Raw genomic sequence first — 16,562 nt, 5'->3', positions numbered from 1 at the left:
AAAATGGCAGACGGTACATCCAGGATGCATTTACCTAAAGAAAAAGAAGGTAAAAAAATAAACCGTTCAAAACAGGGGAAGATTTTATTATTAAGCTTAATAATATTCCTTATTTTCAGTATTTTTGGTGGGCTCTTGAATGGTGCAGCAAAGGTTTCTTTCGTTGATCTCCTCCATGTGATGCTTACACAAGATTTTTCGGTAAGTAGTAAAACGCGTGATTACCTCGTGCTCATCGACATAAGGCTTCCCCGTGTTATCTTGGGATTATTGATTGGAGCAGCTTTAGCTGTCTCCGGTGTTCTTATGCAAGGGCTTTTTCGTAATCCTCTTGCAGATCCCGGAATTGTAGGTGTATCAGCAGGTGCTGGACTTGGAGCAGTCTTAGCAATTGTTGTCGGCATTGCTTTTCCTGTTTCTTTTGCACCTTTTCTAGAGCCTTATAAAGTTATCATAGGTGCTTTTTTTGGTGGACTTTTATCAACGATTATTCTCTACATAATAGCAACGCATAACAGCTTTACCTCTATTGCAACCATGCTGCTTGCAGGTATTGCTCTTGGTGCATTAAGCAGTGCTGTTGTCGGAACATTGATTTTTGTCGCAAATGACCAACAACTGCGTGATATCACTTTTTGGAGTCTGGGCTCTCTTGCGGGCGCTACATGGTTGAAAGTATGGCTTGTTCTCCCTTTTATCGTTATTGGTCTTCTTTTCTCTCCCTTTTTATCACGAGCACTTAATGCCCTTGCTCTTGGAGAAGCTGTTGCTGGCCATATTGGTTTCCATATTCAACGCGTCAAAAATATTGCTATTCCCCTTGTTGCTCTTATGTGCGGTAGTGCTGTTGCTGTCAGTGGTGGTATTGGTTTTATTGGTATTATTGTTCCTCATATTTTACGTCAGCTCATAGGTCCTGATCATCGCTATCTCATTCCTTGCTCTGCTCTCTTGGGAGCAGCATTACTTATTTTTGCTGATATGTTTGCACGCTTAATTGTTGCCCCCGCAGAATTGCCGATTGGGATTGTAACAGCACTTTTTGGTGCACCTTTCTTTCTATGGATCCTTATATGCAAACGAGGAACAGACTTTTCATGATTGAAGCGACAAATATTTGTGTTCAGCGCGGAAAGAAGCAGATTCTTAAACACATTAATCTTCAAGCTAAAAGTGGTGCTTTTACCATTATTATTGGTCCTAATGGATCAGGAAAAAGTACTTTTATCAAAGCTCTGAGTGGTGAAATTCCTTACAGTGGAAAAATAACCTTAAATGGTTATAATGTATGCCAAACAAAAACTCATGTAATGGCAAAAATGCGCGCTGTACTACCACAATCAACAACGCTCGTATTTCCATTCTTAGTCCATGAAGTTGTAGGGCTTGGCCTTTCTGTAAACCAATTTAGCATTGCCAAAGCCGAATTGCAAAATCTTATCCAGAAAGCTTTAGAGTGCGTTGACCTTTCTGATTATGGCAACCTGTATTATCACCAATTATCAGGTGGAGAACAAGCTAGAGTACAACTTGCCCGTGTACTTTGCCAAGTCTGGAAACCTGTTCATAATGGGATTCCTCGCTGGATGATATTAGATGAACCTATTGCTAGCCTCGATATTCAACATCAAATCATCGTTATGGATATTGCTAAACAATTTGCTCATTCTGGTGGCGGCGTTCTTGCTGTTCTTCATGACCTCAATCTCGCGGCACATTATGCAGATAACATGATCTTGCTCAAGGAAGGTGAGATTTATTGCGAAGGAAATGCAACTAATGTGTTGACAACACAAAATCTCCGCGATGTTTATCATTGTTCTTTAAACGTTTCTGAATTACCTAAAGAAGATATCCCTTTTATACTCCCTCAAACGACATCCTCCTATGAAATTAGATCTCTAGGCTATCGGCTTCAATCTAAAAACTAAAGTCCATAGCAAAATAAAACACGCAAATATTCAAGAATCTTTTTTATTTTCATATGAACTCCTTTTTGTCATCTGTCATAAAAAAAGAAGACCAATTACCCTAAAGATATTTTTGGAAAAAAATACCAGTTTAAAATCTTTTAAGATTTTACGTAACTAAAAACATGTGAAGTTTTGTTTTGTTATCAAACTGTTATATCATACAAATTTATACAACATAAACATGCGTTTTCCCACTCTTTCTATCACTTTTATCTTTATAAAAATGATTCAAGAAATACATATAAATGCCTTTGTTATAATAACGGGTGTATTATTATATCTTCTAAGGACCATATAGAAATCAAGTACCTTTCTCCCCTGCATAAAAGATTTATTTGTAGCTTTAATGGTAATGTTTTCTTTATAATACATATACTTTAGCTTATTTGTATAAATAAATATTGATTTACAATGATATTTTTACTTTTCTCTCTCTATTAAAAAATTGTTTATTGGCATATCACAAAGAATTAACCTATTGAATAAAAACTTTAAAATAAACTCAATAACGCTTTTTGTAAGCCCCCTAATGCAAAAACAATGCGGAATATAGGGATGAGGAGAGAGTATAGAAATAGCGTTTGTCTTCTGCTTCATAAGCATAATGATGATTCCACTCAAAGGGGAACTATCATTTACAGATAAAGCCTCCTACCATGGCAATGCAAAGAAATGAAATCGACAACAAGGTGAGAAATATCTTTATAAGATGAATTAACTCATACAGGGGTATGCTATTTTTGCACAAAAAACGCTAAAAATATTGTACTTTTTTATGCCTCAGGTTGAATAATTTTATTACCTTCCCCTATCAAAACACCTTATGAAAAAATATATCTCCAGATCTCTTCACGGCACAGTTTAAATGATTTTTACACATTTTCCCTATGTTATCATATAATTATAAAATAAATTATATCCTTAACTCTTTCTTTCAATCATTTTAAAATTGTTTTTTGACGCTCTCAAGTATTCTATTAACAATATAGATTTCCTTTTCATATGCATAGAAAATAACGCGGAATTGCTCCGCGTTAACAAAATTATCAAGGTGTATAGATTATTATTACTTAAACATACTCATGATTTTATAGCATAGACAACGGTTGTATTAACAGGGCGCGTTTCTGCCTCACCCGTATGGGAAAGAGTTACCTTGTGTGTATGTGCACCAGCAGAAGCTGTTCTCCCTTTCAGGGTCGTATTATAAGTATAATGATTCGGGAGTCTCCCAATATCACCAACGGGCCATCCTACCCCTTGATACTCAAAATTATGCGCATGCTCGCCTGCGTTTTCAATACTCCCAATATGCGTATGTGATTTTATGCTATCTTGTTGTTCATCTGCAAACTTTCTACCACCATCTAAACCCCGACCACTATCAAAGCCGCGTAAAAACATGCCTCTAAAATCAGGAACTTTAAAAGTTTTATTGCTGTCTTTTCCCCATTTATCACCTATTGCCTCGAATAACTGCGGATAATCTTCACGCTTATAGGCCTTACCATCACATAAAAGCCAACCATTTGGCACATTTTGCATAGCAAATGTTGCAATGAATCCAGAGGGGAAACTTTCTATCTTTGGTGGTGTAGGGTTTAATAAATACCAACCCTCATGCTCTTTTATTAAAACACCATTATTGTATACCATTTCATAAATGCCATCTGTTTGAAATTCTCCACCTTCTAATGGTATAATCCCCGCATCAGTGGCTTTATAGATAAGCTTTTCTCCTATATTATTAACAGTTATTGTTGTCACGCCAATATTTACACCACAAGCTTTAAAACGTATGACGATATCATTGTTGTATTTCTTTATAGGCGAAACTGTCTTTAAGGTAATTAATGTTGTTTTATCTTCCAAATTTACTATAAAGCTTGAATTAATAGATCCACCATTATCTGCAAGATATTCGCGCACGCGCTGCATCATCGCCCTTGCACTATCATTAACAGAACTAGGCGGCTGTCCTTCTGCCCAATTAATGATACTATCTGAATAAGCATTTTCATCAGCCTTTAGAGACCAATCATAGATATTAGACATTTTAAATCCCCCATTATTTTCATAGTTTTTCTAACAACTTCTCGTTCTGTGCACTAAAATGTGCTGCCGCTGTTTATTGGTACATCATAACCACTGCACCATCCTTATTTACGCATTTTATCTCTCTTCACTCCTTCCAATTTTATAACCTAAATTCACCAGACGCTTTTCATAACATTAGTATTAATGCTTTCTCTTCTAATGTATAATGTAACCACCTCATCTGATGTTACTTAATATCTTGTTTTGTTGCTTTGCTGTTGTTATATAATTATTTTTTCAATCTTGCATCTTGTTGCAAAATTTATAAATACTTCCAAAATTTTTCTTATTATGGATTTCATATAACCATTACTGAATGTAATAACTTATCATCCACATAGAAAGTTTCTGACTTAAACATTATCTTTTTTTATTTTTTTCAATAGTTTAAATCTATCTCGTCGATATTTTATACCATATATTTTAAACAAAGAAATTCTATCTTTTGGCTATCATTTGTATTAAAACTTTAAAAATTAGCTTCAAATTTTTTGCATGCTTCATTATGTTTTTATTCACATGCAGATACTTTGTTCTATTTTATTCAATTGATTTCTGAAATTGTGTCACAAGATTAGCACCAATGTTTTTTTGAATAAGCTTTTGTTCAATCTAAATGTATCACAGAGAATATATTCAATATGGACATTTGCTCCACACTTTCATTAAACTGGAAATAAAATACTTTGAAATATTAAATATCACACACCTTCACAAAATTTGAAGGTTGTATCCGATCCGGAAAAAATTAAAAAGCATAACCCAGCCCCTCCCCCAATTTTTATGAACAATATCCTTGTTTATTAAACGCCCCATAACCAACTTTTCCCCTCCCACACTTAGCACATCCCCCTCTATATATTATTATATGTATATTTTTTTTGCAAGAACAATAAATCATTCTAAACAACATCTTGCAATTATTGGTGTTCTTCTTAATTCAAGGCAATATTAAAAAGCATTCTCTAAACTGTTTTGCTAACTCATCTGCTTCATCAATCCAAACAAAAAATACGCTCCATCAATTTTACACTTGCTATACCCTTAACTATCAAAGAAAACACCTTACAAAATCTTGCATAAGTAGCCAGACAATTGGACTATCCATGGCTTGTTTTTTCCAAATAGAATATCCCCTCCACTCATTACCGACTTTATTTTCAGTGTTCTCTGCACCTTTAACTTCTATCTTCCCTTTAAAATACACATCATTTATTAGCTACACCCTTTACACGCCTTTACCAGCTCTAGATGGGATTATTCTTTACTGTTTTTGAAGCTATTGCTATATTTTCTAATGTAAGAAATATTTTCTTTAGGTAATAAAAAAACCAGTAATTTCAGACGTTATAGATGTATAACGCTATACATAATCTTACCATACATGAATGAAATGTGATCTACTTTACAAAAGATATAATACGTATTGATATGAATATATTGATGAATCCACAAAATAAACACACAAAAAGAAAGATGGAAATATGAGTTTTGGAGATCTTATCGTATGTAGTATATTAGGATTTTTGTTTACAATCTTTTCATTGGGGCGGGATGCTTAAAATCGTTACAGTAGAATGGAAAAAAGAATATTTTAGGTGTTCTTTTCTATTCCTTCCAGCATTTTCTTCGTTATTTAGCGCAGTCGCACTACTTAAATATGTTTTTTTGAACAAGACCTAAAAAACAAGCTGTTTTTATATCCTTCATAATGTGCATAACGAGTTTTATGATGTGAGTGGGACAATGCAAAGCGATTATAAAATGCTATGGTACTCCAAATAAAGAATTCTCTGATGCATTTATCGATGAAGACCTTATTGGCGCATTTGCCTATCTATGGAGTGTACCAATCATCACTGGCTGTATAGCTGCAGCTTTTATATGGCTACCATTTATAACACTGTTAATAACAGTAATATTAGTGGGAATTTGGTTACTCTTCCTCATAATTCCCTACTTATTCAAAAATTGTTTTTCCGCAAATTTATTCAATTTTTATCTTGTTTTATAATAATAATAAGATAATTACATTATAAGTAGTAAGTTTTTCTTGCATATAACACATAATTAGTTATTTTTTATCTGTAAATATTGTTGCACGATATCATATGGCTCTTAAATGAATTTACGTATACTTTTGTGCTAAGATACATCCTTTTGCTTTCCTTTCTCTTCCAACTATTTAAAAGTGTTGATGAAATCTTCATATGAAAAGCCAACGTCCATTTTTATCGTTATTTTTTTATTCATCTTCACAATTTTCAAAAGATTCAAGGCAATATTATTTTTATAATAAAGATTAGGTATTGTTTCACGCTTTTGTTTATCGCATTCTTAATGGGAACATCCCCCTCATCAAGAATAAAGTACCCCAAACAAAATATAATGATATTGCATATTACGCACTTTTTAAGAAATATTGCTCAAAATATACTCCTTTTATTTTACGACAGCGCACGTCAATAATAAAATAGTAAGCCATTATAGATCATCAGCTTTAAGCTTTTGAAGATACAAGTGGAACCCATCATACATTTTGTTGGCCCCCACGTTTTGACAGCCTCACTCTTAGAATGTTCATTAAATGACATTTGGCTTCCTTTCTTCAAGTGTTTTGCCCCATACGCCCCCACTTATGACGTGCAAGGAAGTGATTTTATATGAAAAGATATATGATGAGAGAATCTTATGGTATTCTGAGTTATTATTTTAATATGAAAAAAATATCAATCAGAGCCATAAACTATCTAATTTTTCCCTGATAATCCGTTTTTAACTTTATTCTGGTTTATAAAAGCTTCAATATCATAGTTTATCACTTCATAATATCTATTTACACTCTTAAAAACACACCAAAATCGTTTAAAATATATTTTTATGATTGACAATATAGATATTTAAGCCAACCATATTCGTATTAACAAAAATACTTCAAGTGGGAGGAGGTATAAAAATATTAGAATAGATATTGTATTATTTTTTCAAAATAACTTTTCTTGAGCTGTATTGGGTTTTCTTTGCTACAAAGCAATACTATCCCTATTCATCTGAATGCTCGTGATTGATAATTTGAATACATCTCCATTAACATCGTAACTCCATTAACATCGCAACCTATTTTTGAACTCCGTGTCTATAAGGAAAAAGTTTGTGCAGAAAAATACTCCATCAATCAGTTGTAGCCCCTTTCCCGCTTCACGCAAAATTTATCAACAGAGCCTTCTCTTTTCTGATGTGCGCGTACCATTGCGTGAAATTTCACTGACTGATGGCAGTGGTGAAAAACCTTTAAACGTCTACGATACTTCTGGCCCCTACACAGATAAAGATATGATCATTGATATTACAAAAGGTTTGCCGGCAATTAGCTTGCCTTGGCTCTCTAAGCGGGATGATACTGAAACTTATCCTGCACGATTAGTTAAACCTGAAGATAATGGATTGACTTCTGATAAAAACCTTACACCAGCCTTTAAACAAAAACGTCCTATTTTACGAGCAAAAAATGGCAAAGCAATTACACAAATGGCTTATGCGCGCGCAGGCATTATTACCGAAGAAATGGAATATGTGGCTATACGAGAAAATGAAGGATTAGCAGTAAAAGAACGGCAGAATGTACCATCAAATGAAACATTTTCTGGATCAATACCAGAAATTTATACTGCCGAATTTGTTCGCAATGAAATTGCTTGTGGACGCGCCATTATTCCACAAAACATTAATCATCCAGAGTGCGAACCCATGATTATTGGGCGTAATTTCCGTGTTAAAATTAATGCCAATATTGGCAATTCAGCAGTAACGTCATCTATGGAAGAAGAAGTTGATAAAATGGTTTGGGCCATTCGCTGGGGAGCAGATACAGTTATGGATCTCTCAACAGGTCGAAATATTCATAATATTCGTGAATGGATTATCCGAAATTCTCCTGTGCCCATCGGAACAGTTCCTCTTTATCAAGCACTCGAAAAAGTACAGGGTATTGCCGAAAACTTAACATGGGATATTTTCCGTGATACCCTTATTGAGCAAGCAGAGCAAGGGGTTGATTATTTTACCATTCACGCAGGATTAAGATTACCATTTATTCCTATGACCATTGATCGTGTAACAGGTATTGTTTCACGAGGCGGTTCTATTATGGCAAAATGGTGTCTCCATCATCACAAAGAAAGCTTTCTCTATGAACATTTTGATGAAATTTGTGATATTGCAAAAACATATGATATCTCTCTTTCATTAGGAGATGGGTTACGCCCTGGCTCTATTGCCGATGCCAATGATGAGGCCCAATTTGCAGAGCTTAAAACCTTGGGAGAATTGACAAAAATTGCTTGGAAAAAGGATGTACAGGTTATGATTGAAGGTCCTGGGCATGTCCCAATGCACAAAATTAAAGAAAATATGGAGCAACAATTAGATCTTTGTCATGAGGCGCCTTTTTATACTTTGGGACCTCTTACAACGGACATTGCTCCTGGTTATGACCATATTACATCAGCAATTGGTGCCGCTATGATTGGATGGTTTGGAACTGCTATGTTGTGTTATGTAACACCTAAAGAACACCTAGGACTCCCCGATAGGAATGACGTAAAAACTGGTGTGATCACTTATAAAATTGCTGCTCATGCCGCTGACCTTGCTAAAGGTTTACCTAGAGCACAATTGCGCGATAATGCTCTTTCGCGTGCACGATTTGATTTTAGATGGCATGATCAATTTAACCTTTCTCTTGATCCAGAAACAGCCTGTGCCTTTCACGATGAGACAATGCCTAAAGAAGCCCATAAATTAGTGCATTTTTGTTCCATGTGTGGACCAAAATTCTGTTCTATGCGTATTTCCCATGATATTCGTGAGGCAGCTGCAATAAGAAAAACAAAAGGGGAAGGTATGATCGCCATGGCCGAAAAATATCAGAAAAATGGTGACCTTTATATGGAAATTGTTCCTCCTCAAAAAAAGAAAGTAAATAGTTGAAGAACATTCTTATCAAAGGTGCAGGTGTAGGCGGCTTAACAGTTGCCTTTATGTTACAGCAAAAAGGTGCTTCTGTTACTGTATCGGCCCCCCCTCATTCACCTATAGGAAGTGCTAGTTGGTATGCAGGAGGAATGCTTGCACCTTACTGTGAAAGGGAAAGTGCAGAACAAATTGTTGAAGATCTTGGTGTACAAGCTATACAATGGTGGCGTAAAACGCTCCCAAACCTTGTCATACAAAAAGGCACTTTAGTGGTTGCACCTACACGAGATAGAGGAGAGCTTGAACGATTTTCTGTCCGTACGCATAATCACAAAACCGTAGATAATACAGAAATAGCTCATCTTGAACCAGATCTTGCGGAACGTTTTAACTGTGCACTCTTTTATGAAAATGAAGCCCATATTGATCCTCGCAAAGCACTTATGGCTTTAAAAGAAAAGCTTCTCAACAATGGAGCCTGTTTTGTTGATGTAGAAATAGCTGAAAAAAATTTTGATATTGTTATTGATGCGACAGGAATAGCACGTTTAGGAAAAGATAAAAATATACGGGGCGTACGCGGCGAAATGCTTCTCGTGCGCTGCACCGATATTAAAATTTCGCGTCCAATTCGTCTTCTTCACCCACGGTTTCCTCTCTACATTGTACCTCGACAAGATAATATTTTTATGATTGGTGCAACGATGATTGAAAGTGACTTTGATGGTGCAATCTCTGTAAGATCAATGATGGAACTGCTCAACGCGGCTTATACTTTACATCCTGCTTTTGCTGAAGCAGAAATTATTGAATCTGGCGTTGGTGTTCGTCCATGTTATCCTAATAACTTCCCTTCTGTGCATAAAGATGGTAACTTTATTTCTATTAATGGATTTTATAGACATGGTTTTCTGTTGTCTCCAGAAATGGCAAAACGAGCAATGGAATTGGCATTGGAATAAAACATGCAAATATTTGTTAATGGTGAAACAGTCCAAACAGAAGTTATGACTCTCGGTCTCTTGCTTGAAGAATTGGGGTATGAAGGAAATTGGCTTGCAACTGCTGTTAACGCTGAAGTTGTTCCCATAGATGCACGAAGCCAATTTGTCTTGCATGAAGGAGATAAAATTGAAATTTTAAGCCCAATGCAAGGAGGCTAAAATTATGCTGAATCTTTATGGACGACAATTCTCTTCCCGTCTTCTATTAGGTACAGCGCAATATCCTTCACCAGCAATCCTTCGTGATGCTATTCATAAATCGAATACGGAAATTGTAACTGTTTCCTTGCGCCGTGAAACTGCAGGTGGAAAACAAGGTGGACAATTTTGGAAATTTCTTCAAGAACTTGGGGTAACAGTGCTTCCTAATACTGCTGGTTGTTATACTGTTAAAGAGGCCGTAACCACAGCCCAATTAGCAAGAGATCTTTTTAAAACGGCTTGGATTAAACTCGAAATTATCGGTAATTCAGATACCTTACAGCCAAATATTTTTTCCTTAATCGAAGCTGCTCAAATTTTAAACAATGAAGGTTTCAAAATTTTTGCCTATACAACGGATGATCTCATTGTTGCTGAAAAACTTTTCGACATTGGTTGCCGTGTTATTATGCCTTGGTGTGCTCCTATTGGTTCTGCCAAAGGACCTCATAATACTGATGGATTGCGTTCTATCCGTGCTTACCTTCCTGATGCTACTCTTGTTATTGATGCCGGCATTGGGCGCCCATCACATGCCGCTGTTGCTATGGAACTGGGTTATGATGCGGTCCTTCTTAATACCGCAGTTGCTAAAGCAGCTGATCCTGTTTTGATGGCTGAAGCATTTTCTAAAGCTGTTCAAGCAGGACGTATAGGATATAAAGCTGGCATGATCGAAGCACGCAATGTAGCAGTCCCTTCAACACCAATCATTGGAAAAGCAGTATTTTCATGAAACTGGATCCTTTTTACCTCATCGTTGATAACGCTGATTGGGTTGAACGTTTGCTTCCTCTTGGCATCAAGCTCGTACAATTGCGTATGAAACATGAAAATCAACAAATAATCCGTCAACATATTAAGCGTGCAAAAAACATATGCAATAAATTGGGAGCACAATTAATTATTAATGATCATTGGGAAATAGCAATTGATGAAAAGTGTAATTTTATTCATCTGGGACAAGAAGACCTAAGCAATGCTGATCTTCACGCAATTCGTAAAAGTGGTATAAAAGTTGGTCTTAGTACACATGATGAACATGAATTGGATACCGCACTCTCTGCTAATCCTGAGTATATTGCACTTGGTCCTATTTATCCGACAATCTTAAAAAAAATGAAATGGATGCCGCAAGGACTAGAAAAAATCAAACAATGGAGAAAGCGGATTGGTGCTTTACCTTTGGTGGGTATTGGTGGTTTAACACCAGAACGCGCAGTTGGTGTTTTAAAAGCAGGAGCAAATAGTGCTGCTGTTGTGACTGATATTATCCTCCATAAAAAACCAGAAGAGCGTGTACAGCAGTGGATAAAAGTGACACAAACATGGCGTTGATACCTTCTATTCTTATTGTTGCGGGCACTGATCCAACAGGAGGTGCTGGTATTGTTCGTGATATAGAAACCTCTGCACATTTTCAAATAAAAGCAAATTTAGCAATTACTTGTGTTAACGTACAAGATGATAATCGCGTTGTCGAAATCATTCCAATGCGTGGAGACCTCGTCGCTGCGCAAATGCGTGCTGCCCTAGAAGCAAATCCAATAAGCGCAATAAAAATCGGTATGACGGGGACAAAAGCAATTATAGCAGCAATCTGTAACGTACTCAAAGACTATCCCCATGTTCCAGTTATTTTGGACCCTGTACTTGTCGCTTCATCAGGAGGAAAACTAATAACGGAAACAATCATCGACACGATGATCGATAAACTGCTTCCTCATGTTGATCTTTTAACACCGAATAGAGAAGAACTCGCTCTTCTTAGCCACAGTCCATTGGCATCTCATGATAAGCAAGCAATACAACAAGCAAAAAAACTTTTGTCATTGGGAGCTCGCTCTATTTTAGTAAAAGGGGGACATGCAGAGGGGCCTCTTGCAATTGATAGCTTCATTGACAAAACTGAAGTCATAAATATCTCTACTCCACGTTTAAAAGGAACAATGCGAGGAACAGGTTGCATTCTCTCAAGCGCTATTGCAGCGCATTTAGCATTAAATGAACCTCTCATTTCAGCGGTAAAAAAAGCAAAAGAATATATCCACACATTGCTTTTAACCCATTGTAAAAATAGTTTATAACGTCTTAGTATTTTCTCATATAAAAGTAATATTTATATATTTCATATTATTATATTTTTTTAATAACTTTTATTAAAAAAATATTAAATATATTAATTTGAAATATATACTTAATTTTATAAATAAAATACTACAAAATTCACTTTCATTAAGTATTAAATATAGAATATAATGATAAAAAATATTATCACACCACTTGCATTCAGTAAAAAATTCTTTTATTACGAGTGAGTTTAGTCTGTTTAAAAAGTTGAAATAACGCAATTTAAACAAATTATACATTTAAAGATGCATATAATCGCGAACACTCGCATTTTACGATTTGCCTTTTTTGTGAAAAGAGAGAATCCTATCAGCGTTCTTATACATTAATGGCTAGCGAATACATTTAATAAAACTTGAAGGATAATTTTGTTTGATCTATAATCGCTAGATCATTAGAAAAAGTAAAATGTTAAATCAAACGCCGTGCTCAATTTCCTATGAAGAACTCTTAAACTTTTATAAAGAAAGTGGTGCGGATGCCGTTCTGACGGATTTCCCTATTGATCGTTTTAAGCAGTCTGCTTGTTCAGAGAGAAAATTAATATCTGTCGTGAACATTTCTCATAATCAACAAGCATCTCCCAAAACATCTCCAACCGTAAAATTAGATCATCATCAGCTGCATAACTCTAGGACTATACAAAATGAATCCACAGCTATAGAGAGTGCAAAAAGTGCCAAGACACTTGATGAATTAAAATCTGCTCTCCTTGCATTTAATGGCTGTTCATTAAAATTGACAGCAAAAAATACCTGTTTTTCAGATGGAACAGCAGGAAGCCCCCTGATGCTTATAGGCGAAGCACCAGGACGAGACGAGGATATACAAGGAATTCCTTTTGTGGGAAAAGCCGGGATGTTGCTTAATAAAATCCTCGCATCAATTGGCTTAACAAGAAATAATGTTTACATTGCCAACACTATTCCTTGGCGTCCACCAGGAAATCGTACACCAACACCAAGAGAAGTTGCCTTGTGCCGCCCTTTTATTGAACGGCACATTTATTTAGCGCGTCCTCGTGTTCTTATAGCACTGGGAGGTGTTGCTGCACAGTTTCTTACTGGATCTCAAAATGGGATTATCCGAACAAGAGGGAAATGGCATATCTATGAAAGCGAGGATAATATAAAAATACCTGTTATGCCAACTTTCCACCCTGCTTACCTTCTTAGAACCCCTAGTCAAAAGAAGCTTACATGGATAGACTTCTTAGAAGTAAAAAATCGCCTCGACAACCTTTTGTAATTCTTTAATCCTATCTTGCTTCTAAAATTAACACACCCTTCTTTAACTCTTAAAATACAAATGGGAAAAAACTATGAAACAGCCAATAACATCTATTTATCGTTTGGAAGACTACCAACCAACCCCTTACGTTATCCCTAAAACACAACTTTCTTTCCAATTAGCACCGACAAAAACCTATGTTACAGCCATATTGTCTATTGAATCCCGTCACGATACAAAAGAATTAACACCTCTTGTTCTTTCTGGTGATGATCTTACTTTAATTTCCGTTTCTATTAATGATGAGATATTAGCCCCAAACACTTATAAAGTGACGCCTTCACGTTTAGAAATTACAACGCCACCAACGGTTCCTTTTACATTGAAATTGGTTACGGAACTGAATCCTGAAAGCAACCGCCAACTTATGGGGCTTTATCTTTCAAATGGTGTTTATTGCTCACAATGCGAATCGGAAGGTTTTCGTCGTATTACTTATTTTTACGACCGCCCAGATGTTCTTTCTACCTATAGAGTGAAAATTGAAGCAGATACCCAAACAATCCCAATCTTGCTTTCAAATGGTAATCTGGTGGAAACAGGAACTTTAGAAAATAATCGCCATTTTGCCATTTGGGAAGATCCTTATCCCAAACCATCTTATCTCTTTGCTTTAGTAGGTGGAGATCTTGATAAGTTAGAAGACCATTTTACAACTGTATCTGGACGACGTATCGAGCTTGGTATCTATGTAGAAAAAGGAAAAACCGAACGCGCAACCTATGCAATGGATGCTCTTAAACGTTCCATGCGTTGGGATGAACAATGTTTTGGGCGCGAATATGATCTTGATGTTTTCAATATTGTTGCTGTTTCCGACTTTAATATGGGAGCAATGGAAAACAAAGGCCTTAACGTTTTTAATGATAAATATGTTCTTGTCGATCCTGAAACAGCAACCGATCAGGATTATAGAAATGTTGAACGTGTCATTGCACATGAATATTTCCATAATTGGAGCGGTAATCGTATTACCTGTCGCGATTGGTTTCAACTCTGTTTAAAAGAAGGATTCACTGTTTATCGTGATCAGGAATTTTCATCAGATCAAAATGTACGCAGCCTACAGCGAATTGAAAATGTAAAAGCATTAAAAGCGACGCAATTTGCAGAAGATGCAGGACCTCTTGCGCATCCTGTGCGTCCTCGTCAATATAGCCAAATTAATAATTTTTACACAACAACTGTTTATGAAAAAGGTGCTGAAGTTGTTCGCATGATACGGACTATTTTAGGTCCTACTCTTTTTCGTAAAGGCACTGATCTTTATTTTCAACGTTATGATGGACAAGCTTGTACAATTGAAGATTTTATTACCTGTTTTGCTGAAGTGTCTGGTCAAGACTTCTCCCAATTCATGCTATGGTATGAACAGGCAGGAACACCCAATGTAGAAATCGATAGTCATTATAGCGATGGTGTTTTAACAATTCATGCAAAGCAACATATTCCCGCAACCCCACAACAAAATACAAAAAAGCCTATGCTTATCCCTATCGCTTTTGGACTCCTAGGACCTAATGGAGAAAACCTCACCTATGAAGCAGATACAAATATTCAATCAGATGTTATGCTTTTATCCAAGGAAAGCCAAACCTTTACATTAAAGGAACTGCGTGAAAAACCCGTTTTATCACTGCTGCGAGACTTTTCAGCACCAATCATTCTACACACTCCATTCAATGAAAGAGAACTTATTTTTCTTGCACAACATGATGACAATCACATCAATCGCTGGCAATCTCTTAATCATTTAATGACGCAAGCTTTGATTCAAAGCATTCAAGATAAAACACAAGAAAAAGCAACACTCTCTTCTGCTTTGCTAAAGCTGATTGAAACGATCATAACAGATGAAACCTTAGAGCCTGAATTTCGTGCCTTCTGTTTAAATTTACCTAGTGAAGTTGAGCTTGCTCATACAATCGGTAAAAATATTGACCCAGATCGTATTCATTATATCCGCAATCAGTTTTTAGTTTCACTTGCACAAACTCATCAAGAGCTCTTAACAAAATTCTATGGACAAATGCAAACCCAAGAGCCCTATTCACCAAACACTGCACAAGCTGGAAAGCGAGCATTAAAGAATATCATACTGGATTACCTTTCCATTGCTGAAGCCAATCCAAATCGAGCTGCTATACAGTATGCAACAGCTGATAATATGACTGACCGTATGGCGAGTATCGCTGTTCTCGTGAAGCGTTTTAATGAAAGTGAGCAGGCACAAAATGCCTTAAATGATTTTGAAAACCGCTATCGGCATGACCCTTTGGTCATGGATAAATGGTTTTCTATTCAAGCAATGGTTGCTGGCACATCAACACTCGAGAATGTTCAAAAGCTCATGCAACATCCGCTTTTTTCACAAGATAATCCTAATCGTGTACGTTCCCTAATCGGTGTTTTTGCCTCTAACAATCTCACGGGCTTTAATAGGATGGATGGAGCGTCTTATCATTTTCTTTGCCAAGTCATTTTGGAAATTGACAAAAAAAATCCACAGCTTGCTTCACGATTATTAACAATGATGCGCTCTTGGCGACAATTAGAACCTATTCGACAACAAAAACTTGAAACTGAATTAAAAATGATTGCTGCTGCGCCAAAATTATCAAGCGATGTTGCTGATATCATCAACCGTCTGCTTACTTGAAACAAAAAATTATTTTAAATCAATATGCTATAATATTTTTTTAAATAAATTCTATAAACTATTCGATCATCATTAAATCTATAAACAGGCAATCTAAGCCTGTTTATAGATCACGTTTAAAGTACTTTTTTCTTTTCATATTCCAAAATTATAAAAGTAAAATTATTTTTTTAAAAAAAAGACTGGACAGAAGACTCCTGTTTTGATTCATTGCACTCGATGGGGTTACTATGA

General features: G+C 36.0%; 11 protein-coding genes. 10 read left to right on the top strand and 1 reads right to left on the bottom strand.

The genetic code is table 11. The annotated features are described in order from the left end of the window. Positions 1-3: 3 nt before the first annotated feature. Together ACFIMA_RS01775 and ACFIMA_RS01770 are read left to right on the top strand one after the other, a co-directional pair. Positions 4-1,101: a FecCD family ABC transporter permease gene (locus ACFIMA_RS01775; protein WP_375652290.1), complete on the top strand. Its 1,098-nt coding sequence runs from the start codon at positions 4-6 to the stop codon at positions 1,099-1,101. Continuing rightward, positions 1,098-1,931 (top strand): heme ABC transporter ATP-binding protein, encoded by an 834-nt coding sequence (locus ACFIMA_RS01770; RefSeq protein WP_375611204.1) that lies wholly within the window; start codon positions 1,098-1,100, stop codon positions 1,929-1,931. Before ACFIMA_RS01775 ends, ACFIMA_RS01770 begins: the two co-directional genes overlap by 4 nt. A 1,122-nt stretch (positions 1,932-3,053) precedes the next feature. Here ACFIMA_RS01770 and ACFIMA_RS01765 read toward each other — a convergent pair. After that, positions 3,054-4,028, bottom strand: coding sequence for a tail fiber protein (locus tag ACFIMA_RS01765; protein ID WP_375693034.1), 975 nt, complete (start codon positions 4,026-4,028; stop codon positions 3,054-3,056). Positions 4,029-7,223: 3,195 nt separating this feature from the next. On the opposite strand from ACFIMA_RS01765, the gene thiC reads away from it, so the two are divergent. From thiC to pepN, 8 genes are all read left to right on the top strand, one after another. After that, positions 7,224-9,059 carry a phosphomethylpyrimidine synthase ThiC gene (gene thiC, locus ACFIMA_RS01760; protein ID WP_375631687.1) on the top strand — a complete coding sequence of 612 codons (1,836 nt, stop codon included), beginning with the start codon at positions 7,224-7,226 and terminating at the stop codon, positions 9,057-9,059. Beyond that, the gene (gene thiO / locus ACFIMA_RS01755; RefSeq protein ID WP_375631685.1) at positions 9,056-10,006 is read left to right on the top strand and encodes a glycine oxidase ThiO; all 951 of its coding nucleotides are present in this window, start codon (positions 9,056-9,058) and stop codon (positions 10,004-10,006) included. Before thiC ends, thiO begins: the two co-directional genes overlap by 4 nt. A gap of 3 nt (positions 10,007-10,009) precedes the next feature. Then, complete coding sequence (gene thiS / locus ACFIMA_RS01750; RefSeq protein WP_273791115.1) at positions 10,010-10,207, top strand: sulfur carrier protein ThiS; 198 nt, start codon at positions 10,010-10,012, stop codon at positions 10,205-10,207. Between the two features lie 4 nt (positions 10,208-10,211). Then, complete coding sequence (locus tag ACFIMA_RS01745; RefSeq protein ID WP_375677794.1) at positions 10,212-10,985, top strand: thiazole synthase; 774 nt, start codon at positions 10,212-10,214, stop codon at positions 10,983-10,985. Next, entirely contained in the window at positions 10,982-11,587 is a 606-nt protein-coding gene (locus tag ACFIMA_RS01740; protein WP_375677795.1) for a thiamine phosphate synthase, read from the top strand. The genes ACFIMA_RS01745 and ACFIMA_RS01740 overlap by 4 nt, the downstream gene beginning before the upstream one ends. After that, a complete protein-coding gene (locus ACFIMA_RS01735) occupies positions 11,578-12,336 on the top strand; it encodes a hydroxymethylpyrimidine/phosphomethylpyrimidine kinase (RefSeq protein ID WP_375693033.1) in 759 nt (252 codons plus the stop codon). Before ACFIMA_RS01740 ends, ACFIMA_RS01735 begins: the two co-directional genes overlap by 10 nt. Positions 12,337-12,787: 451 nt before the next feature. Continuing rightward, the gene (locus ACFIMA_RS01730) at positions 12,788-13,627 is read left to right on the top strand and encodes a uracil-DNA glycosylase family protein (RefSeq protein ID WP_375631677.1); all 840 of its coding nucleotides are present in this window, start codon (positions 12,788-12,790) and stop codon (positions 13,625-13,627) included. 73 nt (positions 13,628-13,700) lie between these two features. Continuing rightward, a complete protein-coding gene (gene pepN, locus ACFIMA_RS01725) occupies positions 13,701-16,328 on the top strand; it encodes an aminopeptidase N (RefSeq protein WP_375693032.1) in 2,628 nt (875 codons plus the stop codon). The last annotated feature ends 234 nt before the right edge of the window (positions 16,329-16,562 follow it).

Origin of the sequence: Bartonella sp. AP88HLJMH (assembly GCF_042195605.1) — a bacterium.
Classification (GTDB): domain Bacteria; phylum Pseudomonadota; class Alphaproteobacteria; order Rhizobiales; family Rhizobiaceae; genus Bartonella.
The sequence above is the reverse complement of the archived record's forward strand: the minus strand, read 5'-3'. Positions and strand labels throughout refer to the sequence as shown.